Here is a 22786-nt window from a genome sequence, read left to right as displayed (position 1 = left end):
GATCCGCCCGGCCAATGAGCCGGATAACGTTCAGTGAAACCGGATCTTAAAAAACAAGGCAAAAGTACGAAATAATCCTTACTTTTGCCACACGATCGTTTTGAAAGTAGTAGAAAAGCGTTACTTTTGTACTAAAATTCATCGATACACATGCATACATCGGATAGCGTCATTATTATCCCAACGTACAACGAACGGGAAAATATCGAAAACATCATTCGCACAGTTTTCAATCTTGAAAAGGTTTTCCATATTCTAGTCATTGAAGATGGATCGCCCGATGGCACGGCAGCTATCGTGAAAGGCTTACAAACCGAATTCCCCGAACGATTATTCATGATTGAACGTACCGGAAAGCTGGGACTTGGAACCGCTTACATCGCCGGATTCAAATGGGCGTTACAACACCATTACGACTATATCTTCGAGATGGATGCCGACTTCAGTCACAACCCCAACGATCTTCCACGACTCTATAAAGCTTGTGCCGAAGAGGGAGGCGACGTGGCTATCGGATCACGCTATGTCAGTGGAGTGAATGTCGTGAATTGGCCTATGGGACGCGTCTTGATGTCGTATTTTGCCTCAAAATATGTGCGTATCATCACCGGCATGCCGGTTCAAGACACCACAGCCGGATTTAAGTGTTATCGTCGTCAAGTTTTAGAGACCATCAACCTTGACGGCATTCGTTTCAAGGGGTATGCCTTCCAAATCGAGATGAAGTTTACGGCCTACAAATGTGGTTTTAAGATTATTGAAGTACCCGTCATCTTCATCAACCGCGAACTTGGAACGTCAAAGATGAACAGCAGTATCTTTGGTGAAGCCGTATTTGGAGTCATCAAACTCAAATTATATAGTCTATTCCATAAATACCCGCAGAAATCATGAAACGTACCCTCATCCGCCACGCTCATATCGTTAACGAAGGCCAACAGTTCGTCGGCTCTGTAGTCATCGAAGGAGAAGTCATCGCCGAAATTCTAACGGCCGATCAGGAGCCATCGGTTCCTTGTCAAGACGTCATTGAAGCCAAAGGCTATTACCTCATTCCGGGAGCGATCGATGAGCATGTTCATTTCCGCGATCCGGGGCTGACTCATAAAGCGGATTTCGAAAGCGAGAGTAGAGCGGCAGCGGCAGGTGGGGTCACTTCCATCATGGATATGCCCAACACGAATCCTCAAACCATCACCCTCGATGCGTTAGAAGAGAAGTTCGAGTTGATGGCCGAGAAATCGGTCGTGAACTATTCTTGTTATTTTGGAGCAACCAATCAAAACTATAAACTATTCGATCAGTTGAACCCTCATCGGGTTTGCGGCATTAAGCTCTTTATGGGATCGAGCACCGGTAACATGCTGGTCGACCGCCAAAGCAGCCTGCTCAACATCTTCAAGAGCACCGATTTACTGATTGCGACCCATTGCGAAGAACAGAGCATCATCAAAGCCAATACTGAGAAATATAAAGCGATCTATGGCGATCAGGTCCCTTTACACCACCATCCCGATATTCGTTCGGCAGAAGCCTGTCTACGTTCATCGGAGTTGGCGGTAAAACTAGCCACAGAAGCCAATGCGCGACTACATATCCTGCATCTATCGACCGCGGACGAGTTGGCTCTATTCGACTCCTCGAAGCCACTATCGGAGAAAAAGATCACAGCCGAGGTGTGCGTTCCTCACTTGATCTTCTCATCGGACGATTATGCACGCTATGGGGCAAAGATTAAATGCAATCCTGCCATTAAAGAACGTTCGCATCAAGAGGCTCTACTACAAGCCTTGAACGATGGACGCATCGATGCCATCGCTACCGACCACGCCCCTCACCTTCTCAGCGAGAAAGAAGGCGGTGCCTTGCAAGCCGTTTCCGGTATGCCGATGATTCAATTCTCGTTGGTCAGCATGCTACAACTCGTCACTCGCGGCATCGTCTCCATAGAGACTGTCGTTCAAAAGATGTGTCATGCCCCTGCACTCATCTATGCCATCCGTAACCGCGGATTCATTCGCAAAGGCTATCAAGCCGATTTAGTTCTTCTCCACCCTGATCATCCTTGGACGGTCTCCAAAGGAAACATTCAGAGCAAATGTCAATGGAGTCCTCTTGAAGGAACTACATTTAATTGGAAAGTTGATCAAACATTTATCAACGGTCGACCGTTATACTCGGACGAAACAATTAATAACCATGGTCACGGACAAGAACTAATATTCAGATGAGATTAACGTATAAGATACACGAGGTCAGTCCCTACATTAACTGGATCTATTTTTTCCATGCGTGGGGCTTTCAGCCACGCTTTGCCAGCATATCGAGAGTACACGGCTGTGATGTTTGTAAAGCATCATGGCTCACCGCATTCGACGTCAACGACCGTCCCAAGGCTTCAGAAGCCATGCAGCTATTCAAAGAGGCCAACCGCATGCTCAATCTGCTCGACCAAGATTATGAGGTTCAAACGGTTTTCAAGCTTTGTACCGCCAATTCCGACGGCGACAATCTGATCTTGGACGGGGTAAATTTCCCTTTACTCCGCCAACAAGCTCAGAAGCGTGAAGACGGTCCTTTCCTTTGCCTGAGCGATTTTGTGCGCCCCCTTTCTTCGGGTATTCCCGATACAGTGGGCGTCTTTGCATCGAGCATCCATAACGAGATGGAACAACTCTTTAAGAACGATCCCTATAAACATCTACTCGTTCAGACCCTATCGGATCGATTGGCAGAAGCCGCAACCGAAAAGATGCACGAATATGTACGGAAAGAAGCTTGGGGCTATGCCAAGGAGGAAGATCTGCTCATCGACGAACTCTTCTCCGAGAAATATCAAGGCATACGTCCGGCGGTGGGCTACCCGTCGCTACCCGATCAATCGGTCAACTTCCTATTGGACGAACTGCTCGACATGCAGCAGATCGGTATTACCCTCACCGAAAACGGAGCCATGAATCCTCATGCTTCGGTCTGTGGCTTAATGTTTGCCCATCCGGCTTCCGAATACTTCTCCGTTGGAAAGATCGGCACCGATCAGTTGGAAGACTATGCCCGCCGTCGTGGAAAGTCGCCCGAAGAGATGCGAAAGTTTCTCGCGGCCAACCTACAGTAACCCCAAACAGTAACCCCAAAACGATCACACCATAGCTCCTCCTTTTTGAAAAAAAAAAGAGTCTATCGTGTGATTTTCTTTTTGATCTTACGACTAACTAAATAAAAGCAATTTTAGAACTCAATGGGCCGACAGGTGAAAGAAGAAAAAGATAAGATAGAGCAAGACTTTCTTGGGGTCATCCGGGAATATGAGCGTGTGATCTATAAAGTATGCTACTTATACACCACACCGACGGTTCAATTGGACGATCTTTACCAAGATGTCATCATTAATATCTGGCGTGCCTTTCCCAAATTCAGGGGAGAGTGTAAGATCTCCACATGGATCTATCGAATTGCTCTGAACACTTGCATCAGTTTTATTCGCAAAGAGAAGAATACGCCTGAGCTGATCACGTTAACACACGAGGCCGACCACACCATTGCAGAGTCGGATCCTTTAAACGAAATGCTGAAACAGCTTTATCACATGATCAATCAGCTCGGCCAATTAGACAAATCGATTATCTTGCTTTATCTCGAAGAAAAGAACTACGAAGAAATAGCAGAAATCACCGGACTCAGCACAACAAATGTCGGCACAAAGATCAGCCGCATCAAAGACAAACTAAAAAAAATGAAAAGAGAGGAGAACTAATATATGGAATTGGACGAACTTAAGAAATCATGGAATGCCCTTGATGAGCACCTTAAAGACAAGGAGTTAATCAGTAGCACAGAGATTAGCCGGATCATTAAACGTACCGGTAAAAAGATCGATGCGATCGCTTTGCTCAACATCAAGATCATCTTACTCTCCATTCCCATTGTTGGTATTCTACTCATGGAGAGGTTTATGAGCCACATGTTCAGCACCGCTTATCTCATCATCCTCATTGCCTTGATACCGGCTCTGTGTTGGGATGTGTTTACGGCCTATTACCTCAAAAGGACTAAAATAGACGAAATGCCGCTGATCGAGGTGATCAAGAGAATCAACCGTTATCAATGTTGGTTGATCAGAGAACGGCTCATCAGCATCTTCTTCATCTTAGGCATCGCCATCTTCTCATTCATCAATTGGAGAATTTGGGAATACGGCCTCTTTGCCATCCTATTGTTCGGTGTCCTCTGGCTAGGCAGTTTACCCTTGATCTTATGGGTTTACCAACACAAGTTCATGACAAAGATTCAATCCATTAAACGAAACCTTAACGAGATAAAAGAAATAAAAGACTAACCCCAAACCTACTACGTTAAAATCTCTATGTTCAGCGTGCTTACCCTACAATGGTGAGCACGCTTTTTCCATTCATCTTCTTTTCCACACGCACCTGCACCGACAGTCGTTCGCTCATCTCCTGCACATGCGAGATCACGCCGATTTTTCGCCCTTGCATCTGCAACAGTTCCAAAGCCTCCATCGCCATACGCAGACTATCGGCGTCGAGCGATCCGAATCCTTCATCGATAAAGAGCGATTCCACTTTTAGGTTATGACTCGACAGCGACGACAATCCCAAAGCCAATGCTAAAGAGATCAAGAACGACTCCCCACCGGAAAGGGAATAGACCGTTCGAATCTCATCACACATATCGCCATCGACCACCTGAAGAGCCAAGGAATTCGGGACTTGTTGCAAGCGATACCGTTTCGACAAGTACGACAGATGATGATTGGCATGCATTAGGAGTAAGTTCAAGGTATAGCTCTGTGCGATCACTTTAAACTTCGCTCCATCGGCACTTCCAATCAGTTTATTCAGTTTGGCCCATTGAAGTGCCTTTTCCTCTTTCCCTTCAATCGTCTTCATCACCGAACGATGAAGCGCTTTATTTTTCTCTTGTTGAAGCACACGAACCTCTTGTTGGGAATAGGTCTGCTCGATCTGCCGGATCTCCTCAGTCTGAGTCTTGATCTGAGCTTGCAACTCAGCCTCAGGCAAGATCTCGGCTTTACGCCCCATCAGCTCCTCTATCGAATGCTTCAACTGATTGATTTCCCCTTGTAAGACGGCCAATTGCGTCTGAGCCCCTTCAACCTCCTTTGCTGCCCGATCGAGCTCAGCGAGCAACTCTTTCTCATGAGCCATCACCTTCGCCTCAGCCTCATCGGCACTCATACCTTTAAGCAATGCCGCACGTCCCACGGTTAACGTTTGAAGATCGGCCACAAAAGCCGCGTACCTTTCCTGCTCAACACCCCACCGTTTCTTCAGCAGCTCCATCTGCTCCGCAACCGCACTCGCCTGCTGCGACACTAGGCGACAAGCCGTAATTTGCTTGCGTTGCTTCTCACAACTCTCCCGTTTCTGTTTGATCTGTGTCTCTTCAGTCTTCCAAACCGTTTCAAGTTTTAAGTAATGGTCAATCCGACGATTCAGTTCCTCAATCAGCTCTTTCAATCGTTCCTCAGAAACGCCCTCCGGCAAACGACTGTTCCACAGCGACAACTGTTCGGTGTTCTTCTTGATCTGCTCACCATAATGCACACCGTCGCGCTGAACCGCCACCAGACGATTATTGAGTTTCTGCAACTCTCCCGATAGCTCGGTATACTCCTTCTCTACATTCTGATATAACTGATCGACGAGAACCGACTCGTCGCTGTAAGGATGCGAACAACTGCCACAAACAGGACAAGCTTCGCCCTCCTGCAAGCGTGAACGCAACAACTCCACATCCTTCCCGATCGCCAGACGAGCATTCTCATAAAGACGATTCACCGTCTCGAACGCCACCTTTTTGGTGGCCGACTGTTGAGTCAGTTCTTCCTGCTCAGCCTTCAAGTCGACCATGCCCTTCCGCAAACGTTCCAAGTCGAGCCGGCCTTCCCTCACTTGCTTGAGAAGTTGCAGCTCCTCCTCTCTCGCCTTCAAGTCTCCCAACATCTTCCGGTAGTTCACCCCATTTAGTTCGGTCGCCCGATCATCGTTCGACTTCTGGCGCAGATAAATCGCTTCCTCCTCCTGACGGAGCCCTTCTTCGATGCGATCCAATCCGGACAGATCGACAATTGTCTCCCCAAACAGCCGATTCAAGTGCGCCAAAGCCTGGCGACTATCGACCGTAATGGTCTCCAATCGCTTTTGGTGATCGTTCACCTGCTTCTCAGCCTCAGTCACCATCTTCTTGTGACCGTCGACCAAAGCAGTCTGTGCCTGAATGCGAGTATCGAGTTCGCGTGCCCGCTTCACATCCGGTTGAAGTTCCGTCCATTTCCGACGTAAAACCTCCAAAGCGCCCTGTTTTGCGGTCAGCAGAGCCAACATCTCCTCTTTTCGCTTCATGGCCTGCTCTTCCTGCTTCCGTTTGACAAGCAGTTGTTCCTCTTGATGTTTCAGATTCTGCCAGATGCTCAGCTGCCCCTTCCACTCTTCCAGCTTCGCCGTCATCACCGCCTTCTTCTCACGCAGGCTATCACGTTCTTTGAGCAAAGCCACCTCATCCTCTTCGGAAAGCAGTTCGATCATCGCCAAACGTTCCCTCACACTTCTCAACTCCTCCTCCATCGCCTTATTCCGGAGATAGATCTCTTGCGAGATACGCGAATAAATATCGGTACCCGTCAGCTTCTCCAACAGTTCCGCCTTAGCTGTCCCTCTCGACTTGAGGAACGTTGCAAAATCGTTCTGAGCCAACAACACCGTTCGAGTAAACTGGTCGTAAGTCAGCCCCACCAGTTGCACCAACTGCGCCAACAACTCCGTCTTAGTCCCCTGCAACTCCTCATCGGTCTCCAAGTTGACCACAGCCAGAGTCTGGTTACGCAGTGAGCCTTCGATCTTATTACGAGCGCGACGAACCGACCAACGCGATCGGTAGCGATGGCCCGTCAGACCTAGAAAGTCAACCTCAGCCCAGCCTTCGGTGGTGCCGCGACGCAACATGTTGCGCACATCCGACTGATTGATCTGGTTATCGCCCACATCGGCTAAGCTAACCGACTCTACCGAAGTTGCAAATCGAGGTGCCTTATCGTACAGAGCCAAGCAAAGCGCGTCCAAGATAGTCGACTTACCCGCTCCCGTGGGCCCGGAAATGGCAAAGATACCTGCCGAAGCCAAAGGAGCAGATGTAAAATCAATCTCCACACTCCCTTCAATAGATGTTAGGTTCTTTAAACGTATTGCTAATATTTTCATTTCTCATCCTCCTCATTAACCGTCACCACAGAGAGACAAGCTTCTTCAAACAGTTTCACCAATTCATTGGGCATCTCACACTGATACGTCCGTTCGAAAACCGACTGTACAATCTGCAACGGGTTCATCTCCTTCAGACCGCCCTCGACCTCTTCCGTCGACAGCGTCTCACCCGATTGCTGACGATAGACCGGAACGATGCGCGCCAAACGATACGGCTTATGTTCTAGGATCTCGATCACTTGATTCGGGAACATCGGTTCCGGCTCTTCAAGCAAAACCTTCACCTCAAGATAAGGCGGTTCACCTTCCACATCGGGTAAAGCCGAAAGCTTCTCCAAAACCCCTTGAGGGGGTAAAGCCTCTCCATCGGGCACACTCACTAAACGCACCGGCGGCACATATTCCAAACGTTCCAGATCGGTCAGCCGACCTTGATCGATCGTGAGCATCATCACCCCATGACGGTAGTGCTTCTCGGCAAACGACATTGGCAAGGGACTGCCGGCATACCGCACGTTCTCGCGACCGGAGACCCGTTGTGCCTTATGGATATGCCCCAAAGCCGTATACACAATCGACTCCGAAAACGCCTCCGGCGAAACACATTCCAATCCCCCGATAATCGTCCGTTCACTATAATCACGCTCCGCAATCTCCGAACCGATCGCTTGAAGGTGACCTAAAGCCACAATCGCCTGATCGTCCTTTTTCCGCTCCAAGGCTTTCTCGAAGAGCTCCTGATAAAACAAACGTACCCCCTCAGCATACGTGTTACCATTTTCCGACTCTCCCACCGAACAATCCCCCTGACGCAGATAAGGAACAGTCAGACAGATCACCTCCGTCTCACCCTCCCGATTCTTTAACTCAACCAACAAATGATCCTCGTCCACCTTTCCTTCGGCCGTGCGACGAACCACCCCTCTCACCTCGGTACGCATGGTTTCCAACAAGGGGATCGGTGCTTCCAAACGAGCTGCAGAGTCATGATTACCCGCAATGACAACCAACTGTAAGTTTGGATTCTCACTCACCACTCGCTGGATAAAACGGTAATACATCTTTTGCGACAAGGCCGAAGGATTCGCAACATCGAACACATCGCCCGCCACCAAAAGTCCATCAATCCGGTGCATGGAGATTTGTTCGGCTAGCCAGTTCAAAAAATCGCCATGCTCCTTGGTCCGGTCGTAACCGAAAAAGGTCTGTCCCAAATGCCAATCGGCGGTATGCAGTAATTTTATCATATTCTTAAATTAGTCCAATAATTTGAGTCCCGCTCCTCTCCTAATCTTCAGATCACGGAAGAGAACCGTAGCATACAAAATTAAATAATAAAGACGAGATATCCCATCAAGACTGAAAAGAATTCCAAAGATCGGACCACTTAGACCTCCTCTTCATTTTCCCTGGTAGCCTAATCATTTATCCACGCAGGATATCAGATTATCCACGCAGGGTATTGCATTATTCACGCAGGATAAACCATCACCCTCCCGGCATAATTTCGTATTCTCCACTCCCTCTCTGTTCAAATCGTTTATCATTCGGATCGATTCTTTTTGTCCATCCCCCCACAGCCGACCCCAACAACCGCGCGTGTCGTTTAGGAAGACGTTGCCTGCTTTTCTTTATGTTTTCTTTTTCTCTTTCTCTCTCTCTTTATATAAAGAGATATTACTGTTACTGACGCGCGCGCGTGCACGGGAGGACAAATTACTATCTTTCAGCGCGTTACTACTTCGAAGTTCGATCCTGTTAACACTTCGTTTAACACTTCTATTAACAATTCGTTTAACAATTCCATTAACAGTTCGGCTAACCTTTCCAGTCGTGTCGGAAGGGTCTAAACCTTCGGAAAAATGAGAAAAAGGAGATGAAGGAGACGGAGAACCCAAAGTCCGGAACAAATGCAAAAGACCCGATAGCCAATGCAAAAAAAACAAGAGTGCCGAGCGATACAGTTGTCGGCCGACCCTCAGCAGGAGCAGATAATACACCCTCAGGCCTTTCATACCCTCGTTGGCTAACATCAATTGAAGCTTGTCACCGACAAGCATCCCGCTCGCTTGAAAATTAAAATCAACTGTTTTCATCATTAAAACCTTTCATTTTTAAAAAACTTTTAGAGAGATAACTCCCTTAATTTGTTACACTTACAAAGATCGGCATTAAAAAAAACATAGCCGGTAAGGTCTACCTTACCGGCTATAAAATAATTTAGACATACCTTTGTAAACCATTGATATAAAAGCCACTATCTCTAAAAAAATATTTCAGAAAATGCAAACAAACAGCCTTAATAGAAAAAAGAAGATTAAAAGAACTCGACCGATAAAGTACACCAATAAACCAACAATCGAGCAAACAGAGCCCTCTATCACAAAAAGCTTCAAATCAAGGTTATTGAGTCATAACTTGTGTGTATGTTGCACAAAAAAGCTCCAAGAACTTTAATTCAATAGATAGAATGATTTATATTTGCAAGAGATAAAACAATACATCATGAAAGTAATATACTATATTTATCAAATTTGTATCGCATTACCCGTCTTACTCGCATTAACGATCCTAACGGCATTAGTCACCATAATAGGCTCCATCATTGGAGGAGCGCATTTTTGGGGCTATCACCCCGGACGAATTTGGTCAAAACTGATTTGCATACTTTTGCTCATTCCCGTAAAAGTACACGGTCGGGAAAAGCTACACGACAAGACCTCTTATATCTTCGTTCCGAACCATCAAGGCTCGTTCGACATATTTCTCATCTACGGCTATATCGGTCGTAACTTTAAATGGATGATGAAAAAGAGTTTACGTAAGCTGCCATTCGTTGGAAAAGCGTGTGAAAGCGCGGGACATATCTTTGTCGATCGCTCCGGACCGAAGAAGGTCTTGCAGACCATCAGTCAGGCTAAGGACTCGTTAAAAGATGGCGTCTCTTTAGTTGTTTTTCCGGAAGGGGCACGTACCTTTACCGGTCATATGGGATACTTCAAAAAAGGAGCGTTCCAATTGGCAGACGATCTACAGTTGGCTGTGGTTCCTGTGACCATCGACGGATCGTTCGAGATTCTTCCACGTACCGGTAAATGGATTCACCCTCATCGAATGATCATGACCATACACGACCCTATCGTACCAAAAGCCAAAGGTCATGAGAATATAAAAGAGACGTTAGAGGAGGCTTATCATGCGGTAGAAAGTGCTCTACCTGAAAAACATAAAGGAATGATAAAGAATCACGATCAGGAAGTGCTATAAGACTGTTCTGATCTTCTTGAAACTAAGAAATAAAAAGCCAACCGCTCATCTCTCTGAAAAAGCAGTTGGCTATCTAACAGTTGTTATCTTAAGAAAAGAGTAGTCGGTTTAGTGAGCCACGTTGCTCTGCTCCAACATTCGGTGTTCTTGAAGCATTTGCATATTATCTTTAGCCTTGCTCAAATACTCCTTAATCAGCTTATTGTTTTTAAACGAATAAGGGGCATCTTTCACGATGGCATCGATCTCAGGAGTCATCACCGGATAAGGGAAGTTGCTGCACAACATCATAAAGACGGTTGGTCCTAATACATTCTCGTAATTATCCGCAATAAAAGTCTTGATCGATTTATTCATCTCGGCCACCAACGAGTCTTGCTCCTGCTTTACCATCTTCTGGGCTTCAGTAAGATCAACCCCATCGAGCACCAAACGTGCTTCCTTCCGATCTAACTCCGACAAATAAATATCCATATCGTTTTTATGGTCTATAAACTCATAAAAAGCATTGTTCAATTTTGATCCGGAAGCCTTAAATTCAGTATCAGAAAGTTCAATCTTAATGTGGCCATCTTCCAGTACAAAAGGCATAACACTGACGTCACCCATATACAACGTCACCATTCGAGTGGAGTCGATCGTTCCGGACATAGAGAATTTACCATGAACAATTTCGGCAGAATCGAGTTTAACCCACTTACCGTCGCTAAACGATTGTAGATAGAGCCTACGTCCATCAAGAGTGTTCACCGACGATGTTCCTTCGATCTTATAATGCCCGGTACATGAGCAAAGAACGAACGGTAATGTAAAAGATAAAAATAGAAACTTATTCAACTTCATTGCGACTTTTACTTATAATTATCGGCACAAAGGTATAATCAATTCAGATACGATCGAAACTTTTTATTATTATTTATCATTCGTAAAAATATATTCTTTAATTATCCTTATAAACGCACCCTAAAAAGCATTTCTTTCAATAAGTTTATTTAAATTTGCAATTATGAAAAATTCGACTTTTGCCCCTTTTGCTAAACCGCTTTATGTGATGGTAAAGCCGGTTGGTGCGATATGCAATCTCGCATGCGAGTATTGCTATTATCTTGAAAAGGCCAATCTTTATAAAGATAACCCCAAACACGTGATGAGCGATGAACTACTGGAAAAGTTCATCGAAGAGTATATCAATTCACAAACCATGCCCCAAGTTCTTTTCACTTGGCATGGTGGAGAAACCCTAATGCGTCCAATCTCTTTCTACAAGAAAGCGATAGAATTACAAAAGAAATATGCCCGAGGACGGACCATCGATAATTGCATCCAGACCAACGGCACGTTACTGAATGATGAATGGTGCGAGTTCTTTCGTGAGAATAATTGGTTGGTCGGCGTATCGATCGACGGACCTCAAGAGTTTCACGACGAATATAGAAAAAATAAACAAGGTAAGCCTTCGTTCGTAAAGGTGATGCAAGGCATTAATCTACTGAAAAAACATGGAGTAGAATGGAATGCGATGGCGGTGGTCAACGACTATAATGCGGATTATCCGTTAGAGTTCTATCGCTTCTTCAAAGAGCTCGATTGCCACTATATTCAATTCACCCCTATTGTTGAACGTATCTTCAAGCATAACGACGGACGTCACTTGGCGTCGTTGGTCAATTACGAAGAGGCTGAACTGGCCGATTTCTCGGTTTCTCCCGAACAATGGGGCAACTTCCTTTGTACCATCTTCGATGAGTGGGTGAAAGAGGATGTCGGCAATTTCTTTATCCAAATCTTCGATTCAACATTAGCGAATTGGATGGGCGAACAACCGGGTGTTTGTTCGATGGCCAAGACTTGCGGACACGCCGGAGTGATGGAATTTAACGGCGACGTCTATTCGTGCGACCACTTTGTATTCCCCGAATATAAACTGGGAAATATCTACACGAAGACTCTGATTGAGATGATGCATAGCGAACGCCAATATGAATTTGGAAACAAGAAGCAGACTTCGCTTCCTAAACAATGCAAAGAGTGTGATTTCCTTTTTGCTTGTAATGGAGAATGCCCCAAAAACCGATTTATAAAGACTGCCGATGGAGAAAACGGACTGAACTATCTCTGCAAAGGATACTACCAATTCTTTAATCATGCAGCTCCTTACATGGACTTTATGAAGAAAGAACTCATGAACCAACGCCCACCGGCTAACGTTATGGAAGCAATCAAACTAAAACAATTATAAAATTAAAGTGTGAGAATGAATAAACTAAAGATTTCTTTATTAGCTCTTTCGATGCTAATAGTTTGCTCGGTTAGAGCGGACGAGGGAATGTGGCTATTGCAATTGATGCAACAACAACACTCCATTGACTTAATGAAGAAACAGGGATTAAAGCTCGAAGCAACCGATCTTTATAATCCTAACGGCGTATCATTAAAAGATGCTGTTGGTATCTTTGGCGGCGGTTGTACCGGTGAGATTATCTCTTCAGAAGGATTGATCTTAACCAATCATCACTGTGGATATGGATCGATTCAACAACATAGTAGTGTTGAACACGATTATTTGACTGATGGATTCTGGGCGATGAACCGCTCACAAGAATTGGCAACTCCGGGATTGAAATTTACATTCATTGAACGCATCGTTGATGTAACCGATATTATTAATCAGAAGATTCAATCGAAAGAAATCACAGAGATCGGCTCATACAGCGGAGAATTTCTACATAAATTGGCTCAAGAACTTTATGACCAGAGCGATTTGAAAGGTAAGAAGGGCATCGTTCCACAAATCCTTCCTTTCTATGCAGGTAACCAGTTCTACATGTTCTATAAGAAGGTTTATTCTGACGTCAGAATGGTTGCTGCTCCTCCATCATCTGTTGGTAAGTTTGGTGGCGAGACAGACAACTGGATGTGGCCTCGTCACACCGGCGACTTCTCGATGTTCCGTATCTATGCCGACGCTAATGGCGAACCGGCTGCATACAATGCTTCTAACGTTCCATTGAAAACGCCTAAACATCTCACAATCTCGTTAAAGGGATTAGAAGAAGGTGATTATTCAATGATCATGGGATTCCCGGGCAGAACAAGCCGTTACTTAACCGTATCGGAAGTTAAAGAGCGTATGGAATCGGAAAACGAACCGCGCATTCGTATCCGTGGAGCACGCCTTGCCGTACTCAAAGAAGTGATGAATGCCAGTGATAAAGTTCGTATCCAATATGCCAGCAAATATGCCGGTTCAAGTAACTATTGGAAGAACTCAATCGGTATGAATAAAGCCATCATCGACAACAATGTACTCGGCACTAAAGCTGAACAAGAAGCTCGATTTGCTGAGTTTGCCCAAAAAGTAAACAACCAAGATTATGCAACAGTGGTGAGCAAGATCAATGCAGCGGTTGCTCAAACCTCTTCCGTACAGTACGACTTTACTTGTTTGGTGGAAGTCTTCTTCAACGGTATCGAGTTTGGAAGTCCGTTCATGGTGATGGATAACCTCAAAAAAGCATTGGAAGAAAAGAACGATTCAGCAGTCAATGCTAATTTGGAGTCTTTAAAAGAGATTTACGCCGACATTCATAACAAGGATTATGATCACGAAGTAGACAAGAAAGTCGCTAAAGCATTGTTCCCTCTTTATGCGGAAATGATTCCGGAGGCTAAACGCCCGGCTTTCTATGCCACAATTGCAAAGGCTTATAAAGGCGACTATAATAAATACATTGATGAGTTGTATTCGAACTCTATCATGGCCAATCAGGCAAACTTTGATAAGTTCATTAAGAAGCCTTCCGTAAAAGCAATCGACAAGGATATGGCGACTGAATACTCTCGTTCAAAATATAACACATTGGAAGTGATACGTGGTGCTTTCGGAACGTTACACGATGATTTGCAATTGATGCACAAAACCTATCTTCGTGGTTTGGCAGAAATGAAACTTCCGGTACCTTCTTATCCGGATGCCAACTTCACCTTGCGCCTGACTTATGGTAATGTGAAATCGTATAATCCAAAAGACGGAGTACATTATAAATACTACACCACTGCAAAAGGAATTCTTGAAAAAGAGAATCCTAACGACCGTGAGTTCAATGTTCCGGCTAAGTTGAAAGAACTGATTCTGAATAAGGACTTCGGCAAATATGCTTTGCCGAATGGTGATATGCCGGTTTGTTTCTTATCGACCAATGATATCACCGGAGGTAACTCTGGTAGCCCGGTACTTAACAGTAAAGGTGAGTTGATTGGTTGTGCATTCGACGGCAACTGGGAATCGTTGAGTGGCGACATCAATTTCGACAACAAGCTACAACGTTGTATCAACCTGGATATCCGTTATGTCTTGTTTATCTTAGAGAAACTTGGTGGCTGTAATCACCTCATCAACGAAATGACTATTAACGAATAATCGAATGAAAAGATCATTTATTATAGGAGCACTTGCACTTTCCTCCATCTGCGCACGCGCAGATGAAGGGATGTGGATGCTGACCGACTTAAAAGCTCAAAATGCCGTTGCTATGCAAGAGCTTGGACTTGAAATTCCGGTTCAAGACTTATATAATAATAGTGGTATTTCACTCAAAGATGCCGTCGTTCACTTTGGCGGCGGATGTACCGGAGAGGTGATCTCCTCTGAAGGTTTGGTACTGACCAATCACCATTGTGGATATGGAGCCATCCAGCAACACAGTAGTGTCGACCACGATTACCTGACTGATGGTTTCTGGGCGATGAACAGAGATGCCGAACTGCCATGCGAAGGTCTAACCGTAACGTTTATCGACCGTATTCTGGATGTGACCTCATACGTCAATGAGCAATTGAAGAAAGATCCGGATCCCAACGGTGTAAACTATCTATCTCCTTCTTATTTGGCCAAAGTCGCTAAACGTTTTGCGGAAGCCGAAAAGATTGAAATGCTTCCGGGAGTAAAATTGGAACTGAAAGCCTTCTATGGCGGTAACAAATATTATCTATTTGTAAAGACAGAGTATAGCGACATCCGCATGGTAGGCGCTCCTCCTTCTTCTATTGGTAAGTTTGGTGCCGATACCGACAACTGGATGTGGCCTCGCCACACCGGGGACTTCTCGATCTTCCGTATTTACGGAGATAAGAATGGCAAGCCTGCCGGATATTCAAAAGATAATGTACCGTTACGAGTAAAGAAACACCTAACGATTAGTCTAGCGGGTGTGCAAGAAGGGGACTTTACCTTTGTCATGGGATTCCCCGGACGCAACTGGCGATATATGATCTCCGACGAAGTGGAAGAACGTATGAAAACGACCAACTTCATGCGTCATCATGTGCGCGGAGCGCGCCAAGAGGTGTTAATGAAAGAGATGCTTAAAGATCCGGCTGTTCGCATTCACTACGCGAGCATTTATGCTTCATCGGCCAATTATTGGAAAAATGCGATAGGCATGAACGAAGGATTAGTGGCCTTAAATGTGCTCGACACCAAACGCCAACAACAAGAAGCCTTATTGGCACGTGGAAAAGAAGAGGGTAACGAGGCTTATCAAAAAGCATTCGATGAAATACGATCGATCGTCGCTCACCGACACGATGCCATCTATCACCAACAAGCGATTAGCGAAGCATTAATCAAAGGAATGGATTTCATGGAATTTCCTTCTACAAGCGAATTAGTTGCTGCTTTGAAAGCCAAAGATCAACAAGCGATAGAGACAGAGATCAGTCAGTTGAAGAAACAAGGCGAAGCTTATTTCGAAGCTGTTCCTTTCCGTGAAGTGGAACGTACTGTGGCTCAGAAAATGATGCAGACTTACTCGGAATACATTCCGGCGGAACAACGCATCAGCATTTTCAAAGTCATCGACAGCCGCTTTAAAGGCAATAGTGATACCTTTATTAATGCGTGCTTCAAGTACTCAATTTTCGGTAGCAAAGAGAACTTTGAAAAATTCATCAAAAAGCCAAGCCTACAAAAACTAGAGCGTGATTGGATGGTGCTTTTCAAACACTCCATAACCGATGGTATCTTACAGACGGCCATTGCCATGAAAGAGGCCAACGAGAATTATGATGCGGCGCACAAAGTTTGGGTTCGAGGAATGATGGACTTGAAACAATCGAACGGTCAGCCCATCTATCCTGATGCCAACTCGACTCTACGCCTGACTTATGGTAAAGTATTGCCATACGAAGCTAAAGATGGAGTGGTTTATAATTGGCAGACGACTCTTGCCGGTGTGATGGAGAAAGAAGATCCAAACAACTGGGAGTTTGTCGTACCACAGAAGTTGAAGACGCTTTATCAGAATAAAGACTACGGTAGATACGGTCAAAACGGTGAAATGCCTGTGTGCTTCATTGTCAACACCGACAACACCGGTGGTAATTCCGGAAGTCCCGTGTTCAATGCGAAAGGACAATTGATCGGTACAGGATTCGACCGCAACTTTGAAGGGTTAACCGGAGACATTGCTTTCCAACCCAAACTGCAACGTGCAGCTTGCGTAGACATCCGTTACACCTTATTTATCATTGATAAGTTTGCCGGAGCGTCACACCTCATTGATGAGCTAACGATAGTCGAATAGAGATTAGAAATCTCAACAAATAAATGCAGTCCGAAAAGGTCACAGCGTCAGTGACTCTTTTCGGACTGTTTTCATTCTACTCTTTTCAATCGCGTCAGATCGAAACTTAAGTTAAATAAAGTTTCCTCTTATGAAGGGCACTCTATTATTATGAACAAAATATTTTCAGGCAACGTTCTAATTGAAAAGAATAAAATAGTTAATCATTAATTGAAGACCGTAAGTTATGGAAAAATTTGAAGACATTATACAATCGGACATTCCTGTATTAGTTGATTTCTTTGCAGAATGGTGTGGACCTTGCAAAGCAATGAAGCCAATCCTTCAAGAAGTAAAAGGTATGGTTGGCGAGCAAGCCAGAATCATCAAAATTGATGTCGACAAACACGAACAGTTAGCCATCAATTATCATATCCAAGCCGTACCCACTCTGCTCCTATTTAAAAAAGGAGAGCTCGTTTGGCGACAGTCGGGAGTCGTCCAAAGCAAGGAACTGAAATCCGTATTAGAAAAGTATTACGTATAACTCCAAGAATAAAATGAAAAGACTCGCTATTATAGCCATTCTATTAACAAGCCTTTTGTCGATACAGGCTTCTAATCCGATCGGTAAGATTAACCAAGATAACGATCAGCAGGGAAAAGTCGTATCAATGAATAAGGCCCTATTTCTGAAAGAAGTGTTCGACTACGAAAAGTCACAGACCTGGGACTTTATCGGAAAGAAACCTGTAATCATCGATCTATATGCTAGTTGGTGTGCCCCCTGTCGGAAGATTGCCCCGATCATGGAAGAGTTGGCAAAGGAATACAAAGATCAAATCAAGATCTACAAGGTCAATGTCGATAAAGAAAAAGAATTAGCCGGATTATTCAATGCCACAAGCATCCCGTTATTAGTATTCATTCCTTTAAAGGGCGATCCGCAATTTATCAGAGGAGCAGCAGACAAGGCAACCTATAAAAGAGGTATTGACGAATTTTTACTAAAATAGAAAGATCGCATCGTTCCCAGGAAGCTGTATTATACCAAACCCTTTTTTCATAATCTATTCTATTTATACAGTTTTCTTCTAAAAAAGAACCCTGTTTGACTTCAAGAATCAAACAGGGTCTCTATATATCCAGCTAGTAAAGTTTATTACTTATCACCGAAGTAACGATTGTATAATCCTTCGAATCCTTTACCATGTCTAGCTTCATCTTTACACATTTCGTGTACAGTATCGTGAATAGCATCAAGATTTAAAGCTTTAGCACGAGTTGCGATACGTTTTTTATCCTCACAAGCACCTTGTTCAGCATCTTTACGTTTTTGAAGATTGGTTTTTGTATCCCAAACACAGTCGCCCAACAACTCAGCAAACTTAGAAGCATGTTCAGCTTCTTCCCAAGCATAACGCTTGAATGCCTCTGCGATCTCAGGATATCCTTCGCGATCGGCCTGACGACTCATAGCCAAATACATTCCAACTTCAGTACATTCACCCATGAAATGATTATTCAAATCTTTAATCATTTCTTCGTCACAACCCTTTGCCACTCCAATCACGTGTTCATCAGCAAACGTTAAGTTTCCACTTTGGCTTTCAGCCACTTCAACAAACTTACTTGCAGGAGCTTTACACAAAGGACATTTTTCTGGAGCAGCTTCTCCTTCAAAAACATAACCGCAAACGGTACATCTAAATTTCTTCATTACTTTATTTAATTATAAATTAATTAATTGACTTTCTTATTCAAACAACGGTGACAGACCCCTCTATAGTAGCTATGTACTTCCAAGATCTGATGCCCGTCAAAATCTAACATTTCAACTTGTTTCACTCCTTCCAGATACTTCAAATCGTAAACTTGTCCACACGACTTACACAAGAAATGTGCATGAGGAGAAGTGTCTCCATCGAACTTAATGATTTTCTCATCAATAGTCAGCATCAGAGCAGCCCCTTGTTCGGCAAACAACTTCAAAGTGTTATAAACAGTCGTCTTCGACAATGTCGGCATTGATGACGACAAAGCAGAATAAATCTCCTCGGCAGAAGGATGCGTAGAATGCTCCATCAAATATTTCATGATAGCCATACGTTGCATCGATGGCTTTATCTTATACTCTAGTAAACGTTCGTAAGGATTCGCACTCATATTAAAAATGTAATAAATACAATTATAATTTCTTTGCAAATATAGATTCTTATTTCGAGTTGAGCAACTTAAAAAACATTAATTAAATAGACCATTTCAAGCCAAAACAGACTTGCGGTAAAAGTAATGATAAAGCCCTAAAAAAGCAGGATCGAGACTAAAAGTCATCAAAGACTGTATATTTACTCTATTTTAAGAATAAAACGAGTAAGTTTCTTATTAATAAAACAAAAATTCAAAACAATTTTCTATTTTTGTACCACTATACATAATGAAAGATCGTATGAACTATGGATTTGTAAAGGTAGCAGCAGCAATCCCTCATATTAAGGTTGCAGACTGCAAATATAATGCTGAAAAAATCGAGCATTTAATTAATGAAGCTGACAAACAGAATGCACACATCATTGTATTTCCTGAACTAAGTATCACAGGATATACTTGTGGAGATCTATTTTCCCAGCAACTTCTTCTTGAAGAAGCCGAAATGTCGTTAATTCAGATCTTGAGTGATACACGACAGTTAGACATTATCTCGATCATCGGGCTTCCGGTTGTCGTCAACTCGACCATCATCAATGCCGCAGCAGTCATCCAAAAAGGGAAGATCCTTGGTATTGCAGCGAAGACCTACCTGCCCAACTACAAAGAATTCTACGAAAAACGATGGTTCACCTCTTCGGCCAGACTAGATGAGACTCATGTTCGTCTCTGTGGTCAAATCATTCCGATCGGTTCGAACTTATTGTTTGAAACCTCACAAACCACTTTTGGAATAGAGATTTGCGAAGACCTATGGTCGACTATTCCACCAAGTTCGACTCTTTCATTACAAGGTGCGGAAATCATTTTCAACCTCTCTGCCGACAATGAGAATATTGGTAAGCACAAATACCTATGTTCATTAATCAGTCAGCAGTCGGCCCGTTGCATCTCAGGTTATGTCTTCTCCTCTTGCGGTTTTGGCGAATCGACTACCGACGTGGTCTTTGCCGGCAACGGTTTAATCTATGAAAACGGTAGCTTACTAGCGCGTAGCAAACGATTCAGCATGGAAGAACAACTCATCTTCAGCGAAATCGATGTCGACCGTTTACGTGCAGAACGTCGCATAAACACGACTTTCTCGGCCAACAAAGGTAATCTAGACGGAAAGAAGGCAGTCAGAATCTTCACTGAGGTCATTAATCAAAAGCCGATTACCTTGACTCGAAAGTTCAACACCCACCCATTCGTTCCATCACCTAAGGACTTGAACGAATTCTGTGAAGAGACTTTCTCGATACAAGTCGCCGGGCTCTCACAGCGATTGGTTCACACCCACTCGAAAAATGTCGTGATAGGTATTTCGGGAGGGCTCGACTCAACATTGGCTTTATTGGTTTGTATCAAGACATTCGACAAACTTCGGATTTCTCGCGAAGGAATTCTCGGAATCACCATGCCTGGGTTCGGTACGACCGATCGCACCTATAACAATGCCATCAACCTCATGAAGGGGTTGGGCATCTCGATACGCGAAATAGACATCAAAGCTTCGTGTATACAACACTTTAAAGATATTGGACATGATATAAACATCCACGATACAACTTACGAAAACTGTCAGGCTCGTGAGCGTACGCAGATCTTGATGGATGTTGCCAATCAAACGAATGGACTGGTCATCGGAACAGGCGACTTATCGGAACTCACCTTAGGGTGGGCCACTTACAATGGCGACCACATGTCGATGTATGGGGTCAACGCCAGCATTCCCAAAACCTTTATTAAACATTTAGTCCGTTGGGTTGCAGAAAATGAGGTTGACGATCTGTCTAGATTCACCTTGCTAGACATCATCGATACCCCGATCAGTCCAGAGCTTATTCCGGCTAGCAGTACCGGTGAGATTGAGCAAAAGACAGAAGATTTGGTTGGCCCTTACGAGCTACACGACTTCTTCTTGTATCACTTTTTACGATTCGGATTCCGTCCGTCGAAGATTTTCTTCCTAGCGTCGACGGCATTCAACGGTATCTTCGAAAAAGAGATCATTAAAAAGTGGCTTTACACCTTCTTCCGCCGTTTCTTCAATCAACAGTTCAAACGCTCTTGTTTGCCGGATGGGCCTAAAGTTGGAGTGATATCGATCAGTCCCCGTGGCGACTGGCGTATGCCGAGTGACGCCAGCGCAGAAGCTTGGTTAAAAGAGATAGAAGCACTTTGATAAAAGAAAGCGCACACATTAAACAGACTTTCTAAATAAAAAGAGAGTGTGTCGAAAAGTCTACAAAGGCAATTATCGGCCATCGTTGGTAAGAACCAACCGGTTGATGTCTAAAGACGTTTTGACACACTCTTTCTCTTTTTTGCGTACCAGTACTTTTCTTCGGACTAATCGTCCGTTTCTATTCAGTTAACATTGAACGGGAAAACAGGGATTATAAGACGCCTTTACTCGAAGGCAATTGGAAATTATAGATATCCCGTTTAATCGCCATCTTAATAGCTCGAGCCAGTGCCTTAAAGATGCCTTCAATCTTATGATGTTCGTTACCTCCATCAGCACGAATATTCAGATTCATTCGCGCACCGTCACTAAACGATTTGAAGAAATGGAAAAACATCTCTGTTGGCAAATCGCCAATCTTCTCACGCTTAAAATCAGCCTTCCAAACCAACCAAGGGCGACCACCAAAATCAAGACAGACCTGACACAAACAATCGTCCATAGGTAAGCTATATCCGTAACGTTCTATTCCTCTTTTACTGCCCAATGCCTGATAAAAACATTCTCCCAAGACAATGGCAGTATCCTCTATCGTATGGTGTTCGTCGACATACAAATCGCCCGTAACTTTCACCATCAAATCAATACCGGAGTGTTTTCCGATCTGCTCCAACAAATGATCGAAGAAGCCGATCCCCGTATTAATGGCACACTTCCCTTGACCATCCAAGTTCATTTCAATCGAGATATCCGTTTCATTCGTTTTTCGGGACAACGTTGCCCGACGTTCGCCGGCAAACAACAATTCGGTAATCCGATCCCAATCGGTCGTGACCAAGACACAGGAATCTTGCAATGCTTCGCCAACCACCATCTGCTGCGGATCATTAAGAAGAATCGCCTTACATCCCAGATTTTTGGCCAACTCCACATCCGTCAGCCGATCGCCGATCACAAAACTACCGGCCATATCATACTCCTCGGCATTTAAGTACCGCGTCAGCATTCCCGTTTTAGGTTTCCGAAAAGACGAGCATTCTTCAGGAAAACTACGATCGATACAAATTTCATCGAACGTTACCCCTTCTCCTTCAAGCGTTTTTAAGATCAGATTCTGAATTGGCCAGAACTGCTCTTCAGGAAAAGAAGCCGTTCCCAAACCATCTTGATTGGTCACCATCACCAATTCAAAATCAAGTTTTTCGGCAATAAAGCCTAGATTACGAATCGCTTTCGGATAGAACGTCAATTTCTCGAACGCATCTAACTGATAGTCAACCGGTGGTTCTACAACCAACGTCCCATCTCTGTCAATAAACAACACCTTTTTCATC

At 44.2% G+C, this 22786-nt stretch carries 19 protein-coding genes; 12 read left to right on the top strand and 7 right to left on the bottom strand.

All coding sequences use genetic code 11. The features are described 5' to 3' along the window. Positions 1-150: 150 nt before the first annotated feature. From AC4PG5_RS00905 to AC4PG5_RS00885, 5 genes are all read left to right on the top strand, one after another. The gene (locus AC4PG5_RS00905) at positions 151-894 is read left to right on the top strand and encodes a polyprenol monophosphomannose synthase (RefSeq protein WP_492029624.1); all 744 of its coding nucleotides are present in this window, start codon (positions 151-153) and stop codon (positions 892-894) included. After that, complete coding sequence (locus tag AC4PG5_RS00900; protein WP_492029623.1) at positions 891-2231, top strand: dihydroorotase; 1341 nt, start codon at positions 891-893, stop codon at positions 2229-2231. The genes AC4PG5_RS00905 and AC4PG5_RS00900 overlap by 4 nt, the downstream gene beginning before the upstream one ends. Continuing rightward, positions 2228-3115: a vitamin B12 dependent-methionine synthase activation domain-containing protein gene (locus AC4PG5_RS00895; RefSeq protein WP_492029622.1), complete on the top strand. Its 888-nt coding sequence runs from the start codon at positions 2228-2230 to the stop codon at positions 3113-3115. Before AC4PG5_RS00900 ends, AC4PG5_RS00895 begins: the two co-directional genes overlap by 4 nt. A 135-nt stretch (positions 3116-3250) precedes the next feature. Then, on the top strand, positions 3251-3754 hold the full coding sequence (locus AC4PG5_RS00890) for an RNA polymerase sigma factor (protein ID WP_492029621.1): 504 nt from the start codon (positions 3251-3253) through the stop codon (positions 3752-3754). A gap of 3 nt (positions 3755-3757) precedes the next feature. Beyond that, on the top strand, positions 3758-4336 hold the full coding sequence (locus AC4PG5_RS00885) for a hypothetical protein (protein ID WP_492029620.1): 579 nt from the start codon (positions 3758-3760) through the stop codon (positions 4334-4336). A gap of 40 nt (positions 4337-4376) precedes the next feature. Here AC4PG5_RS00885 and AC4PG5_RS00880 read toward each other — a convergent pair whose 3' ends face one another. The 3 genes from AC4PG5_RS00880 to AC4PG5_RS00870 all read right to left on the bottom strand — a co-directional run bounded on the left by AC4PG5_RS00880 (position 4377) and on the right by AC4PG5_RS00870 (position 9343). Then, a complete protein-coding gene (locus tag AC4PG5_RS00880) occupies positions 4377-7241 on the bottom strand; it encodes an AAA family ATPase (RefSeq protein WP_492029619.1) in 2865 nt (954 codons plus the stop codon). Further along, positions 7238-8491, bottom strand: coding sequence for an exonuclease SbcCD subunit D C-terminal domain-containing protein (locus AC4PG5_RS00875; RefSeq protein WP_492029618.1), 1254 nt, complete (start codon positions 8489-8491; stop codon positions 7238-7240). Before AC4PG5_RS00875 ends, AC4PG5_RS00880 begins: the two co-directional genes overlap by 4 nt. Before the next feature lie 384 nt (positions 8492-8875). Further along, entirely contained in the window at positions 8876-9343 is a 468-nt protein-coding gene (locus tag AC4PG5_RS00870; RefSeq protein ID WP_492029617.1) for a hypothetical protein, read from the bottom strand. Positions 9344-9749: 406 nt separating this feature from the next. On the opposite strand from AC4PG5_RS00870, the gene AC4PG5_RS00865 reads away from it, so the two are divergent. Beyond that, positions 9750-10511: a lysophospholipid acyltransferase family protein gene (locus AC4PG5_RS00865; RefSeq protein WP_492029616.1), complete on the top strand. Its 762-nt coding sequence runs from the start codon at positions 9750-9752 to the stop codon at positions 10509-10511. Positions 10512-10619: 108 nt separating this feature from the next. On the opposite strand, the gene AC4PG5_RS00860 is transcribed toward AC4PG5_RS00865, so the two are convergent. Next, entirely contained in the window at positions 10620-11354 is a 735-nt protein-coding gene (locus tag AC4PG5_RS00860; protein WP_492029615.1) for a DUF4369 domain-containing protein, read from the bottom strand. Positions 11355-11517: 163 nt separating this feature from the next. Here AC4PG5_RS00860 and AC4PG5_RS00855 point away from each other — a divergent pair, with 163 nt between their 5' ends. The 5 genes from AC4PG5_RS00855 to AC4PG5_RS00835 all read left to right on the top strand — a co-directional run bounded on the left by AC4PG5_RS00855 (position 11518) and on the right by AC4PG5_RS00835 (position 18090). Next, the gene (locus AC4PG5_RS00855) at positions 11518-12750 is read left to right on the top strand and encodes an anaerobic sulfatase-maturation protein (protein ID WP_492029614.1); all 1233 of its coding nucleotides are present in this window, start codon (positions 11518-11520) and stop codon (positions 12748-12750) included. 15 nt (positions 12751-12765) lie between these two features. Continuing rightward, the gene (locus AC4PG5_RS00850; RefSeq protein ID WP_492029613.1) at positions 12766-14931 is read left to right on the top strand and encodes a S46 family peptidase; all 2166 of its coding nucleotides are present in this window, start codon (positions 12766-12768) and stop codon (positions 14929-14931) included. 4 nt (positions 14932-14935) lie between these two features. Continuing rightward, positions 14936-17095 carry a S46 family peptidase gene (locus AC4PG5_RS00845; protein ID WP_492029612.1) on the top strand — a complete coding sequence of 720 codons (2160 nt, stop codon included), beginning with the start codon at positions 14936-14938 and terminating at the stop codon, positions 17093-17095. A gap of 226 nt (positions 17096-17321) precedes the next feature. Continuing rightward, positions 17322-17621 carry a thioredoxin gene (trxA, locus tag AC4PG5_RS00840; RefSeq protein ID WP_492029611.1) on the top strand — a complete coding sequence of 100 codons (300 nt, stop codon included), beginning with the start codon at positions 17322-17324 and terminating at the stop codon, positions 17619-17621. 13 nt (positions 17622-17634) lie between these two features. After that, a complete protein-coding gene (locus AC4PG5_RS00835; protein WP_492029610.1) occupies positions 17635-18090 on the top strand; it encodes a thioredoxin family protein in 456 nt (151 codons plus the stop codon). A gap of 146 nt (positions 18091-18236) precedes the next feature. Here the strand turns inward: AC4PG5_RS00835 and AC4PG5_RS00830 are convergent, their stop codons facing one another. Then, a complete protein-coding gene (locus tag AC4PG5_RS00830) occupies positions 18237-18794 on the bottom strand; it encodes an NADH peroxidase (RefSeq protein ID WP_492029609.1) in 558 nt (185 codons plus the stop codon). A 23-nt stretch (positions 18795-18817) separates the two neighbouring features. Beyond that, positions 18818-19240 (bottom strand): Fur family transcriptional regulator, encoded by a 423-nt coding sequence (locus AC4PG5_RS00825; protein WP_492029608.1) that lies wholly within the window; start codon positions 19238-19240, stop codon positions 18818-18820. A gap of 283 nt (positions 19241-19523) precedes the next feature. Here AC4PG5_RS00825 and AC4PG5_RS00820 point away from each other — a divergent pair, with 283 nt between their 5' ends. Beyond that, positions 19524-21449 carry an NAD(+) synthase gene (locus AC4PG5_RS00820; RefSeq protein WP_492029607.1) on the top strand — a complete coding sequence of 642 codons (1926 nt, stop codon included), beginning with the start codon at positions 19524-19526 and terminating at the stop codon, positions 21447-21449. Between the two features lie 214 nt (positions 21450-21663). Here AC4PG5_RS00820 and hisB read toward each other — a convergent pair whose 3' ends face one another. Beyond that, positions 21664-22785, bottom strand: coding sequence for a bifunctional histidinol-phosphatase/imidazoleglycerol-phosphate dehydratase HisB (gene hisB, locus AC4PG5_RS00815; RefSeq protein ID WP_492029606.1), 1122 nt, complete (start codon positions 22783-22785; stop codon positions 21664-21666). Position 22786: the final 1 nt, after the last annotated feature.

The organism is Bacteroides sp. QWL-09, assembly GCF_058683585.1.
Note: the sequence above shows the minus strand (reverse complement) of the source record. Positions and strands in the feature narration are given on the sequence as shown.